The organism is Streptomyces nanhaiensis (assembly GCF_046614825.1).
GTDB classification, from domain to species: domain Bacteria; phylum Actinomycetota; class Actinomycetes; order Streptomycetales; family Streptomycetaceae; genus Streptomyces; species Streptomyces radiopugnans.
The window spans coordinates 29,922-45,437 of record NZ_JBKJFM010000029.1 but is presented as its reverse complement, the minus strand read 5'-3'; the positions used below and the strand labels follow the sequence as shown (position 1 = coordinate 45,437).

Genomic DNA, 15,516 nt, shown 5'->3' with positions numbered 1-15,516 from the left:
CATCCGGCGAGGACTGCGACACATCCAGTACCGCAGCGACCTCATCGACGGCTGCCTGGCCGAGACCGGCCTGACCATCAGACCCGGATGAACCCTTGCGACACCACGAGTTCAACCTCAGTAACCGGCATCATTCGCGGACAGGCCCCGTCGGTTGACGATCTGGTGACATTGATGATGTGGCTTGGCGAAACCGACATCGTTCCTTTCGTCACCCCCGGGGGCGCTGTCGATGGTTAAGGAAATCTCTAGAGCCGAGGCACGGACCACCAGGGTGGGGAAACAGTTTGGAGTCGACAGCATCGCCTGCCAGTCGTTCCACGAGCGGCCGGGCAGCGTGCGCTCCGATGTTGCGCATGAGGGGGGTAGGTGGCGGACAGCCCGCCTAGAGGGGCCCGGAGAGCGGTACGCCTTTGAATTCGAAGACTGCGATGCCAGCCCTGACTTGCAACTTCGCGCCGCATGATATCCCCGTGGTTCCGATGCGGAGAGACCGCTGATGGCGGAGCCGCAGACGGTCGCCCCCACGGAGAAAGGTAGCGGCCATGATCAAGAGGAGGTACGCAGGGGCGCACGCCTCGACATCTGTTCGCTATAACGAACGGCGAGATGTCGATCTTCTGTGAGGCGAGCCAATGGTCACGACGGAGCAGTGTCCTGCAAAGGGGGCCGGGCCGGGACACCGGGACAGCAGGCATCCTGACCGGGACCGGTCAGATGCAGTCGCTGTTCCGCCTGGTAGTGCAACAGCAATACGGAGCGCACGGGACCGTCGAGGGCCGTGTAGGAGTGCGGCATCGCCGCATCGAACCCCACGTAGTCGCCGGGCCCCAGCTCCACCTCGCGTCCACCGACCTGCACGCCGAGCCTGCCGATCTGGACCACGGTGTGCTCACTGCCGATGTGACCGAGCGACTCCTGTGTACAACTGGCTCGCACCTGCTGGTCGTAAATCTCAAGAACGGATCCGCCGGACTCGATTCGCCGTAGCGGACGCAGGTCGACACCCTTGCCGCTGAGGACCTCGACGTCGGTGGCGCGGATCACGGTCACCCCAGCGGATGGCCGCTGATCCACCAGGTCAGAGATAGGCACCTCCAGGGCGCGCGAGAGGCTGAACACTGTCTCGATGGTGGGGTTGCCGGTGCCCGACTCCAACTGCGACAGCGTGGCTTTTCCGATCTTCGATCGCCGGGACAACTCGGAGAGCGACAGTCCCCGCTGGGTCCTCACCCGCTTCAGGTTGGCGGCCAGCACGCCCCGAACCGATCCCTCGGCGACGCTCACACTTCCTCTTTCCTCTCGCTGGCGTTCGGTATATCGTACGAGCTATGCCAGCGGGACGACAGCATTATGCCGATCGCTCCTCGGAGGGGGCGGTGGGCAACAGCCCAACCGGACCGCTGCCGTAGCCGAACGCGTGGACGGGCGACTAGTCGACCAAGGGCTCAACGAGGAGTAACCAGCCCCAGATCCATGGCACGAGTCGGGTATCGACGCGAATCCGGGCGAACTGCGCCTACCGCCGGAACGGCGGAGTGCAAGGGCAGACAGCCCACCACACCGATGCGGCTCACGGGCCGAGGCCCGCCCGCGCCCGTCCACCCACAACCAGAGCTGCTCGCCCGAAGGCAGCCTGGAGTCATTCGAATCAGGAGACGGTTATGACTGAGCGGACAGCCGAGAGTCAGGTACCCGAGGACCTCGAGAGCGAGCGCGGGAGCCGGAAGAACGGCCTGCTCGGGAAGGTGAGCGACGAACTCGCCGAGAACATGAAGCAGGGCTGGGCCGACACCGAGCGACACGACCTTAAGACCATCCCACAGGCCGCGTACACCGCGCGCCGCCGGGCCAGACTCTCCGCCCGCTTCCCCGGCGAACTGCTGGTGATCCCCTCCGGTAACCCCAAGGTCCGCTCCAACGATACGGACTACCCATTCCGGCCTTCCTCCGACTACGTCTACCTGACGGGTGACCAATCGCAGGACGCCGTGCTGGTCCTGGAGCCCGGCCAGGACGGCACGCACAGAGCGATCGCCTACATGCTGCCCCGGTCGGACCGCGAGAGTGGCGAGTTCTGGCAGGACTACCACGGCGAGCTCTGGGACGGCCGGCGCAACAGCCTCGCCGAGAACGAGCAACTCCTGGGGCTGCCGTGCCGCGATGTGCGCACGCTGACCGGGCGGTTGGCCGAGGCCACCGGCCCGATCCGCCTGCTGCGCGGCTACGACGCCGGTGTCGAGGCCGCCTTGCATGACAAGGTCACCGCGGAACGCGACGGTGAGTTCCGCGTCTTCCTCTCCGAGATGCGCTTGGTCAAAGACGAGTTCGAGATCGCCGACCTGCGCTTCGCCTGCGAGGCGACCGCCCGCGGCTTCGAGGACGTCGTGCGCGTCCTCGGCACGGACGAGCCGACCCTGGAGCGCAGGATCGAGGGCACGTTCTTCCTGCGCGCGCGGATCGAAGGCAACGACGTCGGCTATGCCTCGATCTGCGCCGCGGGCGAGCACGCCACGACGCTGCACTGGGTCCGCAACGACGGCGCTGCCCGTCCCGGTGATTTGCTGCTGCTCGACGCCGGAGTGGAGACCAACAACCTCTACACCGCCGACGTCACCCGCACCCTGCCCGTCAGCGGCCGCTTCACCCCGATCCAGCGCAAGGTCTACGAAGCGGTGTTCGCGGCGCAGGAGGCCGGCATCGCTGCGGTCAAGCCCGGCGCCGCCTACCGGGACTTTCACGACGCTGCCCAGCGGACCCTGGCCGAGCACCTGGTCTCCTGGGGCCTGTTCGGCGACCGGTCGGTGGACGAGGTCTTCGCGCTCGGCCTGCAGCGCCGCTGGACTCTGGCCGGCACCGGTCACATGATCGGTCTGGACGTCCACGATTGCGCCAAGGCCCGCACCGAACTGTACGTGGACGGCACGCTGGAGCCCGGCATGGTGCTCACCGTCGAGCCGGGGATGTATTTCCAGTCTGACGACCTGACCGTGCCTGAGGAGTACCGCGGCATCGGCGTCCGGATCGAGGACGACATCTTGGTCACCGCCGACGGCAACGAGAACCTCTCGGCCGACCTGCCCAGGACGGCGGACGAGGTCGAGGCCTGGATGGCCCGGCTGCGGGGCTGACGACCGCCACACGTCCCCCCGCGTCCGCTACAGCAGGCCGAGCAGCTTCAGATCCGCGACGCACTTACCGATGAACCCTGGTGAGAGCGAGGGTACGGCACCGCCACCGACCCCCAGGGTCCCGGCCGCGCGGTGAACCGCGCGGCCGGGACCGCGGAGCCCGCTCCCGGCTCGCCCGGGCGGGCGTACGCCGACAGCAGCGGCAGCACAGCGACAGTCGGCGCTGGTGGTCGGGCAGGCCCCGCATCGCCGCCTCGAAGCGCATGTGCCACTCTCGGCGATCGTCGAGCCGGGTGGTTGCGACCGGATACAACGCCAAGCCCCTGGAGCGTCTCACCTGCCTCGTCCTGCCCGCTGCCGACGAACCCTTCCTCGTAGTACCGGAGCTGGAGCGGGCCGAGGCGCACGCCTCCCCGGCCGGGGGCCTCGGTATCGAGATCACCGGCCGGGGCGAGACCGAGGCCCCGTACGCTCTCGTCGCCGCCCGCCTTCCCCGCGGCACGGTGCGGGTCGCGGTGGAGAATCACATGTGGGCCGAGAAGGCCGCCGCCTTCCGCACCGTGCTGCCCGACGCCCGGCAGGAACTCGCCGGGCAGGTGCTCGACGCGCTGCGGATCCGCAAGACCCCAGCTGAGGCCGAGGCGCTGCGCCGGGCCGGAGCCGCTATCGACCAGGTGCACGCCCGCATGGGGGAGTGGCTGCGGGCCGGGCGCGCGCCGCCGGGGCGCGGTCCAGTCGGTCCAGGGCCGTCCAGGCGAGGTCGAAGCGCCCGGCCGCCTCGGCATCCCGGGCGGCGGCGACCAACAGGTTGGGCCGGGAACCGTCGGCGCGGACGCACGCCAACAGGCAGAACTCGGTGTCCCAGGCCCAGTCGCCGCTGTCCCGCGCGGCGGCGGCATCGGCCAGCGCATGGACCAAGCAGACCGGGAGCTCGGCCGTGACTAGGGCCTGTCTGAGAAATGAACACCGAGCGGGTGCGTGCTTGGTCCGATTGCCTTGCTGTCCTGACGACAGTCAGTGATTCTGGGCAGGTGCCAGGGCAGAGGAAGAGAAGGTGGCGGCAAGGGGACGCGCGGCAGCGGCTTGCTGCCCGCACCGCGCCGGACGCGGGGCAGTGGGAAGTGGTCGTTGAGACACGAGACCAGGCGGAGATGCGTACGCGGTTGCGTCGCCTTCGGGAGGCAGGAGTCGACGGGGCGATGATCCGGATCGACACGCTGTGTGGGCGCCTGGAGCTGCCGACCGCCTACCGGCTGAGTCGTTTCGTGACGGACCCCGCGCGGGAGTCCGGGCACGAGCACTCTGATAACTGATCTTGTGGTGGGTCGAGGTGAGTTGACGGATGCCGCCTGGGAGCGGATAACGCCGCTGCTGCCAGGAGCGGACGGCCAGGGGCGGCCGTGGCGGGATCACCGGCAGGTGATCAACGGAGTGCTGTGGCGGCTGCGGACCGGGGCGCCCTGGCGGGACCTGCCCCAGCGCTACGGTCCCCGGCAGACCGTCTGCGAGCGGTTCGCCCGCTGGGAGGCCGACGGCACCTGGGCCCGCCTGCCGGAGCACGTGCAGGTCCGCGACGATGCGGTGGGGCAGGCGGCGTGGACGGCGTCGGTGGACTCCACCATCAACCGCGCCCACCAGCACGCCGCCGGCGCCCGCAAAAGGAGGCGACACGCGGGGACGAACCGGAAGATCCGGCATCTGCGGCGCATCGCCAGGCGCTGGGGCGGTCCCGGGGCGGGCTGAGCACCGAGGCGCACCTGGCCGTCGACGGCCGCGGCCTGCCGCTGGCCATCGTGCTCACTCCCGGCCATGCCGGTGATGCCCCGGCCTTCACCGAGGTTCTGGAGACCGTCCGCGTTCCCCGGACCGGGCGGGGACGGCCGCGCACCCGGCCCGAGCACATCGTGGCGGACAAGGCCTATTCCTCCCGCGCGATTCGGGGATGGTGCCGACGGCGCGGCATCGGCGTCACCATCCCCGAACGCGCCGATCAGGTGGCCGGCCGACGACGCCGGGGCTCGGCCGGCGGCCGGCCACCGGCCTTCGACCGTGAGGTCTACCAGGGCCGCAATGTGGTCGAGCGGTGCTTCAACCGGCTCAAGCAGTTCCGCGCCATCGCCACCCGCTTCGACAAGCTCGCCGCCCGCTACCGAGCCGGGCTCCATCTGGCCGCGCTGATCCTGTGGCTCCGCGAATCAACGAAGTGATCTTTACCAGACACGGCCTAGTGCAGACGCCCGGTGCCAGGTCTGGTCGTCGGGCTCGGCCGAGGTCTCTGCCAGGACGTGATGGGCGCGGCGCACTACCTCGCCACCAGCCTCGGCGACGACGCCCTCCCACACGACCGGTGCCGGAAAGGCCACCTTACGGCCACCCGGATCAGCCCGGCGGCCTCGGCGACGGCCAGAGCCGCCTCGGCGGGCGGCCCGGCGGCCCGGTCCACGAGCGGGTGGCGCGTGCTCATCGCAGCGACGCCATCCAGGCCTCGACCTCGTCCGCGCTGCGCGGCAGGCCCGAGGACAGGCATACCGAGCCGTCGTCTGTGATGAGGAAGTCGTCCTCGATCCGGACACCGATGCCGCGCAGCTCCTCAGGCACGGTCAGGTCGTCGGGCTGGAAGTACAAGCCCGGTTCGACGGTGAGGACATGGCCAGCCTCAAGCGTGCCGTTCACGTAATTCTCGTTACGGGCACTGGCACAGTCGTGACAATCCAGTCCGAGCATGTGGCCCGTGCCGCAGACGGTGTACCGGCCGTACAGGGTGGAGTCATGGGCGAGTTCCGTCCCGCCGGGCCGCAGGCCCCAGGAGTCGAGGCCCTCGACGATGACCCGTATCGCGGCGTTATGGAAGTCGCTGAACCGCGCGCCGGGCCGCAGCGCGGCGATGCCCGCCGACTGGGCGGCGAAGACCAGGTCATAGACCCGGCGCTGGACATCGGTGAAACGCCCGCTGACGGGCAGGGTGCGGGTGACGTCACCGGTGTAGAAGGAGTCGGCCTCGACACCGGCGTCCAGCAGGAGCAGGTCCCCATCCCGCACCGGGCCGTCGTTGCGCATCCAGTGCAGGACGCAAGCGTGCGCGCCGGCCGCCGCGATGGTCTCGAAGCCTAGGCCGTAACCGTCCAGCCGGGCCCGCCGGTTGAAGGTGCCCTCGATCCAGCGCTCACCCCGTGCCAAGCCCGTGGCGTGGCGCAGCTCGCCGGCGACGTCGTGGAACCCGGCGACCGTGGACTCCACGGCCGTGCGCAGCTGCTCAATCTCCCACTCGTCCTTGACCAGTCGCAACTCCGACAGAAAGGTGCGCAGTTCAGCCTCGGGGCCAGGTGCGGGTGGCACCAGGGCGTCGACCGATGCGTCCTCGCCGCGCAGCACCCGGGTCGGGACATCTGCGCCGAGGGCTCGTTCCAACTCGCCGCGCGCGGCGGCCTCGATGCCGAAGGCGTCGGCTGTCTCCGACAGCGTCCGGTGACGCCCGACCCAGAACTCGCCGTACTGCCGGTCGCGGTAGAACTCCGTGCCGTTCGGTCCGCCGTCGCGCGGCGACCGCGGTCGGGTGAACAGGGTGACCGAGTGCCCGGTCCCGGTGGGCTCGAACACCAGGACGCTGTCGGGCACCGCCTGCGTCCCCTGCTCGGCGGTGAGGTGGATGAACGCGGAGTGCGGTCTGAAGGTGTAGTCGAAGTCGTTGCTCCGGGCCTTGAGCCCGCCTGAGGGGATAACGATTCGCTCATTGGGGAACCGCTCGGACACCGCCGCGCGCCGCTTGGCCGCGTACACCGCCCCGGGTAGGGGCGGTAGCTTCAGGCCCGTATTCGCCCACCCCTGCCGGAAGCATGCGGCCAGCGCGTCCGGTATCGCGCGATCGTGGCTCCCGACACTGCGCAACCCGTCCTGACGCTCCACCCCGTGCCTCCGATCGTCGTTGATCCACTCCCAAGATAGTAACATTTCACATGTCACGCTCCCATGGTGGGGAGTGGTCGTGGATGCCCTGCGGGGCCTCCAGAGGTCTACCCGGTCGTGCTCCTCGAGCTCCGTCAGGCGGGGCGCTGGCCGGTGACTCATCTCAGGTCCGACAGACCCATCGACGCGATCTTGGCCGGGACGCTCACGGTTGTAATGTCGACGGTCCGGCCACCGTAGATGGTGAAGGCGAGGACTGACAGAGGGATCCGCCCTCGCGCCAGCAGACGATCCCGGGATGGCCGCCGACGAGCGGGTGGTGCGGGCAATGGAGTGGACAGGGCTGTGCCGCACCGTCCCCGCGCACGAGGTGCTGCACGCCCACGCTGCCCGCCCGGCCGAGGCCCGGGCCGCCCGGATCACCCCCGAAGGCATGGACGCGCTGGCCTGGCACCACCACCGCACTAACGCCGACCGGCCGTGCCCCGCCTGGACCGCCAAGCAGACCGACCCCGCCTGGCAGGAGATCGCCCTGCAGCCGCACGAGATGCTGCTGCGCCGCTATACCCACCTCCTGCCCGACCTGACCGCCGCCCCCGCGGCAGCCGGCACCCTGTGGGAGGCCCTGATCGAAGCTCACTACGACACCGCAGCCAACCGCTGGCGCCTCCAACTCGACGACACCGGCCTCGCGGGCCTGGCCCACGCCGTCCATCTGGAGGCGCTGGCCGGACAGGTCACCGCCCGCAACCGCCTCCACCGCACTTGCGGCCTCACCCACCCCCACCTCACCGTCACCACCACGGCCGCCGTCCCGTCCGCCGGGCCCGCGACGGTCGACGCGGCGGCCCCGGAGTAACCACCGGCGGCCGAAGCCGGACCACCCCCGCTCGCGCGGGGCCAGCTTTCTGACCTGCAACGTTAGGAGGGCTTTGTCGTTGCTTGACCACAGTGGCTCCTCAACACCAAGTCATGGTGTCAGAGGTAGCGGTAGCTCGGCCGCTTGTCTGGTTCACCTCCGCTCGCGCGGAGAGGGCAGCCACATCGTCCTCAGCCACGCCACCGCCGACGGGACACCTCCGCTCGCGCGGAGAGGACGTCTGCATGAGACCCTTGGACGGAGTTCCGTTCGGGACACCTCCGCTCGCGCGGAGAGGACATCCGCCCTGGTGACGCGTCCCTGGTCGACCACGGGACACCTCCGCTCGCGCGGAGAGGACTGCTCGGAGCCCTCGACGCCCGCCTTGTTGGCCGGGACACCTCCGCTCGCGCGGAGAGGACCTGAGCACTTCCTTCACCTTCACGTGCTGAGCCGGGACACCTCCGCTCGCGCGGAGAGGACGTCCCGTGTACAGCTCCAGGGGGTCGTGCGCAGGGGACACCTCCGCTCGCGCGGAGAGGACGTCCCGTGTACAGCTCCAGGGGGTCGTGCGCAGGGGACACCTCCGCTCGCGCGGAGAGGACTCGCCGGACCCCGAGAGCGGCGTGCCGCGGTACGGGACACCTCCGCTCGCGCGGAGAGGACCCCTCCACGGCATCGCCACCTCCAGGCAGCACCGGGACACCTCCGCTCGCGCGGAGAGGACGCCGACGCCCTCGAGCACGCCGTGCGCCCGGACGGGACACCTCCGCTCGCGCGGAGAGGACCGTTCTCCCCCCCCGTTGATGGTTCGGTCAGTCCGGGACACCTCCGCTCGCGCGGAGAGGACCTGTACGTCGCGTGCAAGTACGGCGGGTACTCCGGGACACCTCCGCTCGCGCGGAGAGGACCCCTACGTGCAGTCGGCCAACCGGTCCGGGTTCGGGACACCTCCGCTCGCGCGGAGAGGACGGCACCGGCTCCCGGAACTATCCGGTGACGATCGGGACACCTCCGCTCGCGCGGAGAGGACTGCGCCGCGAGCACGCTGCCGTCCCAGGCCCGCGGGACACCTCCGCTCGCGCGGAGAGGACTCGGGGAAGACTGCGCTCATGCCGCTTCCCCGCGGGACACCTCCGCTCGCGCGGAGAGGACGGCGGGCCGGGGTAGAGCCACAGACCGGCCGTCGGGACACCTCCGCTCGCGCGGAGAGGACAACCCCACCTGAACCAGCCCGAGATAGGGCGCCGGGACACCTCCGCTCGCGCGGAGAGGACAGCGCGATACCGAGGGCCAGTGTGGTCCAGGGCGGGACACCTCCGCTCGCGCGGAGAGGACGTCTTCTTCAGGCTGGGGTACTTCTTCGTGACCGGGACACCTCCGCTCGCGCGGAGAGGACTCCCCAGGGCGCGGCTGGAGCCATGCCAGGGTCGGGACACCTCCGCTCGCGCGGAGAGGACGACGCCGCCTCAGGCCCGCGCAGCCGCCGGGACGGGACACCTCCGCTCGCGCGGAGAGGACGGCTGCGGCGAGGGCGCGGCGGTTGGCGGCGGCGGGACACCTCCGCTCGCGCGGAGAGGACGCCGTGGCTCTCCCAGAACATGGACTGTTCGGCGGGACACCTCCGCTCGCGCGGAGAGGACGGCGTGATTCTGCACCCGAAGTCCGGCTCGTACGGGGACACCTCCGCTCGCGCGGAGAGGACACGGACACCCCCGACGCCGCACACAAGGAGTTCGGGACACCTCCGCTCGCGCGGAGAGGACACGTTCCGGATCTACGGCCCGTCCGGCGACTACGGGACACCTCCGCTCGCGCGGAGAGGACGTCGGGTCCTTGACCTGCCGCGCGAAGTCCGTCGGGACACCTCCGCTCGCGCGGAGAGGACTCACCCCCCGACGGTCTGGTCGAACCACAGGTCGGGACACCTCCGCTCGCGCGGAGAGGACGGACTGGATGGACGGCAAGCGGCCACTGGCAGCGGGACACCTCCGCTCGCGCGGAGAGGACGCGGGCGGCCTGGACCATGAGGCGGCATTCGTCGGGACACCTCCGCTCGCGCGGAGAGGACCCGTTGCGGGTTTTCCGATTTCGATTGCGAAAAGGGACACCTCCGCTCGCGCGGAGAGGACGCTGGTGCGTCGGATGTGAGCGCGCATGGTGACGGGACACCTCCGCTCGCGCGGAGAGGACGCCGGGCGGGCCTCCGGGCCCGCGGTGGTCGGCGGGACACCTCCGCTCGCGCGGAGAGGACGAGACGCGCCAGGTACCGACGCGCTAGGGTTGCGGGACACCTCCGCTCGCGCGGAGAGGACACTTCCTGACCTGCGGAGTTAGAACGGCTTTGCCGTTCCTTGACCTAGGTTTCTCTCTGTCACCCGTACATGGTGACAGAGAGGAGGCGCTGTGATGGGCATGGAGAAAGAAGGGTGAGGCGGAAGCTTCAGGAGGCGGGCCAGCCAAGTGGTTGGCCTGCTGCGCTGCGCTTTCCGAGACAGCCAGTCCCCGGGCGGGCATCCGTACGGCTGCCCGCCCGGGGGCTCCGGAGCTGATCAGGTGCTGTGCGGGTGCTCCGCCCGGCCCCTTCCCAGGGACTTTTCAGGGACTTTCCGCTTCTTCCGAGGGAGTTCTCAGGGACTTTCCGTTGTGTAGACGAGAAAGGGCCCGACAACTCCGAAAGGACAGGAACCGCAGGTCAGGGCGGCCTCCTCAGCACTCGATGACGTTGACGGCGAGCCCGCCGCGGGCGGTCTCCTTGTACTTGACCTTCATGTCCGCGCCCGTCTCCTTCATCGTCTTGATGGCCTTGTCCAGGGAGACGTGGTGGCGGCCGTCGCCGCGCAGGGACATCCGGGCCGCGGTGACCGCCTTGACCGCGGCCATGCCGTTGCGTTCGATGCACGGGATCTGGACCAGGCCGCCCACGGGGTCGCAGGTCAGGCCCAGGTTGTGCTCGATGCCGATCTCGGCGGCGTTCTCGACCTGCTCCGGGGAGCCGCCCAGGACCTCCGCGAGGCCGCCCGCGGCCATGGAGCAGGCCGAGCCGACCTCTCCCTGGCAGCCGACCTCGGCGCCGGAGATGGAGGCGTTCTCCTTGAACAGCAGTCCGATGGCTCCCGCGGTCAGCAGGAAGCGCACCACCGTGTCGTCGTCCGCCCCGGGCACGAACTCCATGGCGTAGTGCAGCACGGCCGGGATGATGCCCGCCGCGCCGTTGGTGGGGGCGGTGACGACGCGCCCGCCGGCGGCGTTCTCCTCGTTGACCGCCATCGCGTAGAGCGTCAGCCACTCCATGGCGCGCGCCGCGGCGTCCCCCTCGGCGCGCAGCCGCCGCGCCGAGGCGGCCGCGCGGCGGCGGACCTTCAGGCCGCCGGGCAGGATGCCCTCCCGGGACAGGCCGCGGGCCACGCACTCGCGCATCACCCGCCAGATCTCCAGCAGGCCCGCGCGGATCTCCTCCTCGCTCCGCCAGGCCCGCTCGTTCTCCAGCATCAGCGCCGAGACGGACAGGCCCGTCTCGCGGGTGGCGCGCAGCAGCTCGTCGCCGGTACGGAAGGGGTACTTCAGCACCGTGTCGTCGAGTTTGATGCGGCCGGAGCCGGCCGCGTCCTCGTCCACCACGAAGCCGCCGCCCACCGAGTAGTAGGTCTTCTCCAGCAGCGGTGCGCCGTCGGCGCCGTACGCGGCCAGGGTCATGCCGTTGGCGTGGTACGGCAGCGAGCGGCGGCGGTGCAGCACCAGGTCGCGGTCGACGTCGAAGGCGATCTCGTGGCCGCCGCTGCCCTCGCCGCCTTCGGAGCCGCCCTCGGGGTCCCCCTCCCCGCCGGCGGTGAGCAGACCCAGCCGGCCCGACCGCCGCACCCGTTCGACCTCCGCCTCCGCGGCCTCCACGTCGACGGTGCGCGGCGAGTGGCCCGCCAGGCCCAGCAGCACGGCCTTGGGCGTGCCGTGGCCGTGGCCGGTGGCGCCCAGGGAGCCGAACAGCTCGGCCCGCAGCGAGGCGGTGCGGTCCAGCACGCCCTCCTTGCGCAGGCGGCGTGCGAACATCCCGGCCGCCCGCATCGGGCCGACGGTGTGGGAGCTGGAGGGGCCGATGCCGATGGAGAAGAGGTCGAAGACGGAGATGGCCACGGTGGCGGACTCCCTTGTCTGCTCGTGGTTCGCGGCCCGCCGGGTGCGGCGGGCGTGGAGCCCCGCGGGTGCGCGGGGCGGAGAACGGCGCCGGTGGCGCCGGACGGTGCCGGGTGGTGCCGGACGGTGCCGGGGTCCGGGGTCCGGGTGCGCCGCCGGTCGGGCGGCGCACCCGGGTGCCGTGCCCCGGTCCTACAGGCCCGGGTACAGCGGGTGCTTGTCGGCCAGCGCGGAGACGCGGCCGGCCAGCTCCTTGGCCTTCGCCTCGTCGAACGAGGGCTTCAGCGCCTCGGCGACGACGTCCGCGACCTCGCGGAAGTCGTCGGCGGTGAAGCCGCGCGTGGCCAGCGCCGGGGTGCCGATGCGCAGACCGGAGGTGACCATCGGCGGACGGGGGTCGTTCGGGATGGCGTTGCGGTTGACGGTGATGCCGATGGAGTGCAGGCGGTCCTCGCCCTGGCGGCCGTCCAGTTCGCTGTCGCGCAGGTCGACCAGGACCAGGTGGACGTCGGTGCCGCCCGACAGCACGGCGACGCCCGCCTCGGCGGCGTCCGGCCGCGCCAGCCGCTCGGCCAGCAGCTTCGCGCCCTCCAGGGTACGGCGCTGGCGGTCCTTGAACTCCTCCGTCGCCGCGATCTTGAAGGAGACCGCCTTCGCCGCGATGACGTGCTCCAGCGGGCCGCCCTGCTGGCCGGGGAAGACCGCGGAGTTGATCTTCTTGGCGTGCTCCTGCTTCGACAGGATCACCCCGCCGCGCGGACCGCCGAGGGTCTTGTGGGTCGTGGTGGTGACCACGTCCGCGTACGGCACCGGGTTGGGGTGGAGCCCCGCGGCCACCAGGCCGGCGAAGTGCGCCATGTCCACCATCAGCAGCGCGCCCACCTCGTCGGCGATGCGGCGGAAGGCGGCGAAGTCGAGCTGCCTCGGGTACGCCGACCAGCCGGCGATGATCAGCTTCGGGCGGCGCTCCCTCGCCAGCCGCTCGACCTCCTCCATGTCGACCAGGCCGGTGGTGGCGTCGACGTGGTAGGCGACCACGTCGTACAGCTTGCCGGAGAAGTTGATCTTCATGCCGTGGGTCAGGTGGCCGCCGTGCGCCAGGTCCAGGCCCAGGATGGTGTCGCCCGGCTGCAGCAGGGCGAACATCGCCGCGGCGTTGGCCGAGGCGCCCGAGTGGGGCTGGACGTTGGCGGCCTCGGCGCCGAAGAGGGCCTTCACCCGCTCGCGGGCGATGTCCTCGATCACGTCGACGTGCTCGCAGCCGCCGTAGTAGCGGCGGCCCGGGTAGCCCTCGGCGTACTTGTTGGTGAGGACCGAGCCCTGGGCCTGGAGCGCGGCGACCGGGGCGAAGTTCTCCGAGGCGATCATCTCCAGGGTGGTCTGCTGGCGGCGCAGCTCGGCGTCGACGGCTGCGGCGACGTCGGGATCGACCTCGTGCAGGGAACTGTTCAGAAGCGACATCCGGGTCTTTCCGATCGTGGTGGGCTGGCGGCGGACGGCGGATCCGGGCGTGGAGGAGGCGGGCGGGCCGCCGCTCACTCGCCGGTGAAGGCGGCGTACTCGTCGGCGGACAGCAGGTCCCCCGGCTCGTCCGCCACCCGGACCTTGAACAGCCAACCGCCCTCGTAGGGGGCGGAGTTCACCAGCGCCGGGTCGTCCACCACGTCCTGGTTGACCTCGGTGACCTCACCGGTGACCGGCGCGTACAGGTCGCTGACCGACTTGGTCGACTCCAGCTCGCCGCAGGGTTCGCCCGCGGTCACCGTGTCGCCGACCTCCGGGAGCTGTACGAAGACGACGTCGCCGAGCGCGTTCGCCGCGTGCTCGGTGATGCCGATCGTCGAGACGCCGTCCTCGGCGGCCGACAGCCACTCGTGCTCCTTGCTGTAGCGCAGCTGCTGGGGGTTGCTCATGGCGTGATTCTCCTGATCGGGGATGCGGTGTGAGAAACGGGTCTTGCCAGGTGGGACGGTGTCCCGGGCGGGTGGTGCGGTTGGTGGTACGGGGGGCGGTGCGGCTGGTGGTGCGGGGCGGCCGGGGCCGTCAGCGTTCGCGCCGGTAGAACGGCAGCGCGACGACCTCGTAGGGCTCATGCGTACCGCGGATGTCCACCGCCACACCCCCGGTGCCCGGGGCGGCGTGGGCGGCGTCCACGTACGCCATGGCGATCGGCCTGCCCAGCGTGGGGGAGGGGGCGCCGGAGGTGACCTCGCCGATCACCGAGCCGTCCGCGCCGACCACCGCGTACCCCGCGCGCGGCACCCGGCGGCCGGAGGCGACCAGGCCGACCAGCTTGCGCGGCGGGTTCTCGGCGGCCCGCCCGGCGGCGGCCTCCAGGGCGGCACGGCCGGTGAAGTCGCCGGGCTTGTCGAACTTCACCACGCGGCCGAGTCCGGCGTCGAAGGGGGTGGTGGAGCGGGTCAGCTCGTGCCCGTACAGCGGCATGCCCGCCTCCAGCCGCAGCGTGTCGCGGCAGGACAGCCCGCACGGCACCAGGCCCGCGTCCGCGCCGGCCTCGGTCAGCGCCCGCCACAGCACCTCGGCGTCGCCCGGGGCGACGAACAGCTCGAAGCCGTCCTCGCCGGTGTAGCCGGTGCGTGCGATCAGCGCCTCCACGCCCGCCACCGTGCCGGGCAGCCCGGCGTAGTACTTCAGGCCGTCGAGGTCGGCGTCGGTGAGCTCGGCCAGGACGGCGGGAGCCTGGGGCCCCTGGACGGCCAGGAGGGCGTAGGCGTCGCGGTCGTCGCGCACGGCGGCGCCCGTGAGACCGGAGGCGCCGAGCCGTTCGGTGAGGGCGTCCAGCACCACCTGGGCGTTGGAGGCGTTGGCGACGACCAGGTACTCCTCCTCGCCCAGCCGGTAGACGATCAGGTCGTCGAGGATGCCGCCGGACTCGTCGCAGATCATGGTGTAGCGCGCCCGGCCCACGGGGACGGCGGACAGATGGCCGACCAGGGCGCGGTCCAGCAGCTCGCCGGCCTGCGGGCCGGTGACGGTGATCTCGCCCATGTGGCTCAGGTCGAACAGGCCGGCGCGGGTGCGCACGGCGTTGTGCTCGTCGCGCTCGCTGCCGTAGCGCAGCGGCATCTCCCAGCCCGCGAAGTCCGTCATGGTCGCGCCCAGGGCGCGGTGCACGGAGTCGAGGGCGGTACGGCGGGGGGAATCACTCATGGTCGGCAGGCTCCCAGGTGAGGTGGCGATGTCGTGCGAGGACGGCGGGAAGGACACGCCCTCCCCATCTGTCATCGGAACCTGAGAGGTTCGCCGCGAGTCCGCACGGGCGGGCCACGGCTTGCACCTTGGGTGGGACGGCTCCGCTCGGGGGCCGCCCGCTTTTCAGATCTGCCTCGTCCACACGGTATCGGGGCCTGAGAGATTCAAGGGAGGACTTGCTCCTTCGGCGCCCCGGAAACCGTCGTGACCAGCGTTTTCCGGGAGCTCTCCCGTGCGGACTCGATCGGCCGGTATGCAGTTGACACGCTCATCATCGCA

9 protein-coding genes, 2 pseudogenes, 1 CRISPR repeat array and 1 riboswitch are annotated in these 15,516 nt (G+C 70.9%); of the genes and pseudogenes, 5 read left to right on the top strand and 6 right to left on the bottom strand.

What is annotated here, in order from left to right:
• Window positions 1-91: pseudogene (locus tag ACLIYP_RS10095) on the top strand (transposase); the annotation flags it as partial.
• A 548-nt stretch (window positions 92-639) separates the two neighbouring features.
• Here ACLIYP_RS10095 and ACLIYP_RS10090 read toward each other — a convergent pair.
• A complete protein-coding gene (locus tag ACLIYP_RS10090) occupies window positions 640-1,287 on the bottom strand; it encodes a helix-turn-helix domain-containing protein (protein ID WP_412712787.1) in 648 nt (215 codons plus the stop codon).
• A gap of 377 nt (window positions 1,288-1,664) precedes the next feature.
• On the opposite strand from ACLIYP_RS10090, the gene ACLIYP_RS10085 reads away from it, so the two are divergent.
• The 3 genes and pseudogenes from ACLIYP_RS10085 (at window position 1,665) to ACLIYP_RS10075 (ending at window position 5,338) form a co-directional block, all read left to right on the top strand.
• On the top strand, window positions 1,665-3,131 hold the full coding sequence (locus ACLIYP_RS10085) for an aminopeptidase P family protein (protein WP_279951755.1): 1,467 nt from the start codon (window positions 1,665-1,667) through the stop codon (window positions 3,129-3,131).
• Window positions 3,132-3,433: 302 nt separating this feature from the next.
• A pseudogene (locus ACLIYP_RS10080) lies at window positions 3,434-3,844 on the top strand (aminopeptidase P family N-terminal domain-containing protein); the annotation flags it as partial.
• 604 nt (window positions 3,845-4,448) lie between these two features.
• Window positions 4,449-5,338, top strand: a protein-coding gene (locus tag ACLIYP_RS10075) for an IS5 family transposase (RefSeq protein WP_279951756.1) whose coding sequence is annotated in 2 segments (ribosomal slippage) — window positions 4,449-4,794 and window positions 4,794-5,338 — 891 coding nt in all. Because the reading frame shifts where the segments join, the coding sequence is not laid out codon by codon here.
• 253 nt (window positions 5,339-5,591) lie between these two features.
• Here the strand turns inward: ACLIYP_RS10075 and ACLIYP_RS10070 are convergent.
• The gene (locus ACLIYP_RS10070; RefSeq protein WP_412712791.1) at window positions 5,592-7,034 is read right to left on the bottom strand and encodes an aminopeptidase P family protein; all 1,443 of its coding nucleotides are present in this window, start codon (window positions 7,032-7,034) and stop codon (window positions 5,592-5,594) included.
• 298 nt (window positions 7,035-7,332) lie between these two features.
• On the opposite strand from ACLIYP_RS10070, the gene ACLIYP_RS10065 reads away from it, so the two are divergent.
• Window positions 7,333-7,893, top strand: a complete 561-nt coding sequence (locus ACLIYP_RS10065) for a DUF6417 family protein (RefSeq protein ID WP_279951757.1) — start codon at window positions 7,333-7,335, stop codon at window positions 7,891-7,893.
• Window positions 7,894-8,042: 149 nt separating this feature from the next.
• Window positions 8,043-10,208: a CRISPR direct-repeat array (repeat unit 29 nt; unit sequence CGGGACACCTCCGCTCGCGCGGAGAGGAC).
• A gap of 394 nt (window positions 10,209-10,602) precedes the next feature.
• On the opposite strand, the gene ACLIYP_RS10060 is transcribed toward ACLIYP_RS10065, so the two are convergent.
• The 4 genes from ACLIYP_RS10060 to gcvT all read right to left on the bottom strand — a co-directional run bounded on the left by ACLIYP_RS10060 (window position 10,603) and on the right by gcvT (window position 15,195).
• On the bottom strand, window positions 10,603-12,024 hold the full coding sequence (locus tag ACLIYP_RS10060; RefSeq protein WP_412712786.1) for an L-serine ammonia-lyase: 1,422 nt from the start codon (window positions 12,022-12,024) through the stop codon (window positions 10,603-10,605).
• 192 nt (window positions 12,025-12,216) lie between these two features.
• Window positions 12,217-13,485: a serine hydroxymethyltransferase gene (gene glyA / locus ACLIYP_RS10055; protein ID WP_412712785.1), complete on the bottom strand. Its 1,269-nt coding sequence runs from the start codon at window positions 13,483-13,485 to the stop codon at window positions 12,217-12,219.
• 74 nt (window positions 13,486-13,559) lie between these two features.
• Window positions 13,560-13,937, bottom strand: coding sequence for a glycine cleavage system protein GcvH (gene gcvH, locus ACLIYP_RS10050; RefSeq protein WP_093661811.1), 378 nt, complete (start codon window positions 13,935-13,937; stop codon window positions 13,560-13,562).
• 130 nt (window positions 13,938-14,067) lie between these two features.
• Window positions 14,068-15,195 carry a glycine cleavage system aminomethyltransferase GcvT gene (gene gcvT, locus ACLIYP_RS10045; protein WP_412712784.1) on the bottom strand — a complete coding sequence of 376 codons (1,128 nt, stop codon included), beginning with the start codon at window positions 15,193-15,195 and terminating at the stop codon, window positions 14,068-14,070.
• Window positions 15,196-15,370: 175 nt separating this feature from the next.
• A riboswitch (glycine riboswitch) is annotated at window positions 15,371-15,480 on the bottom strand.
• Window positions 15,481-15,516 lie beyond the last annotated feature (36 nt).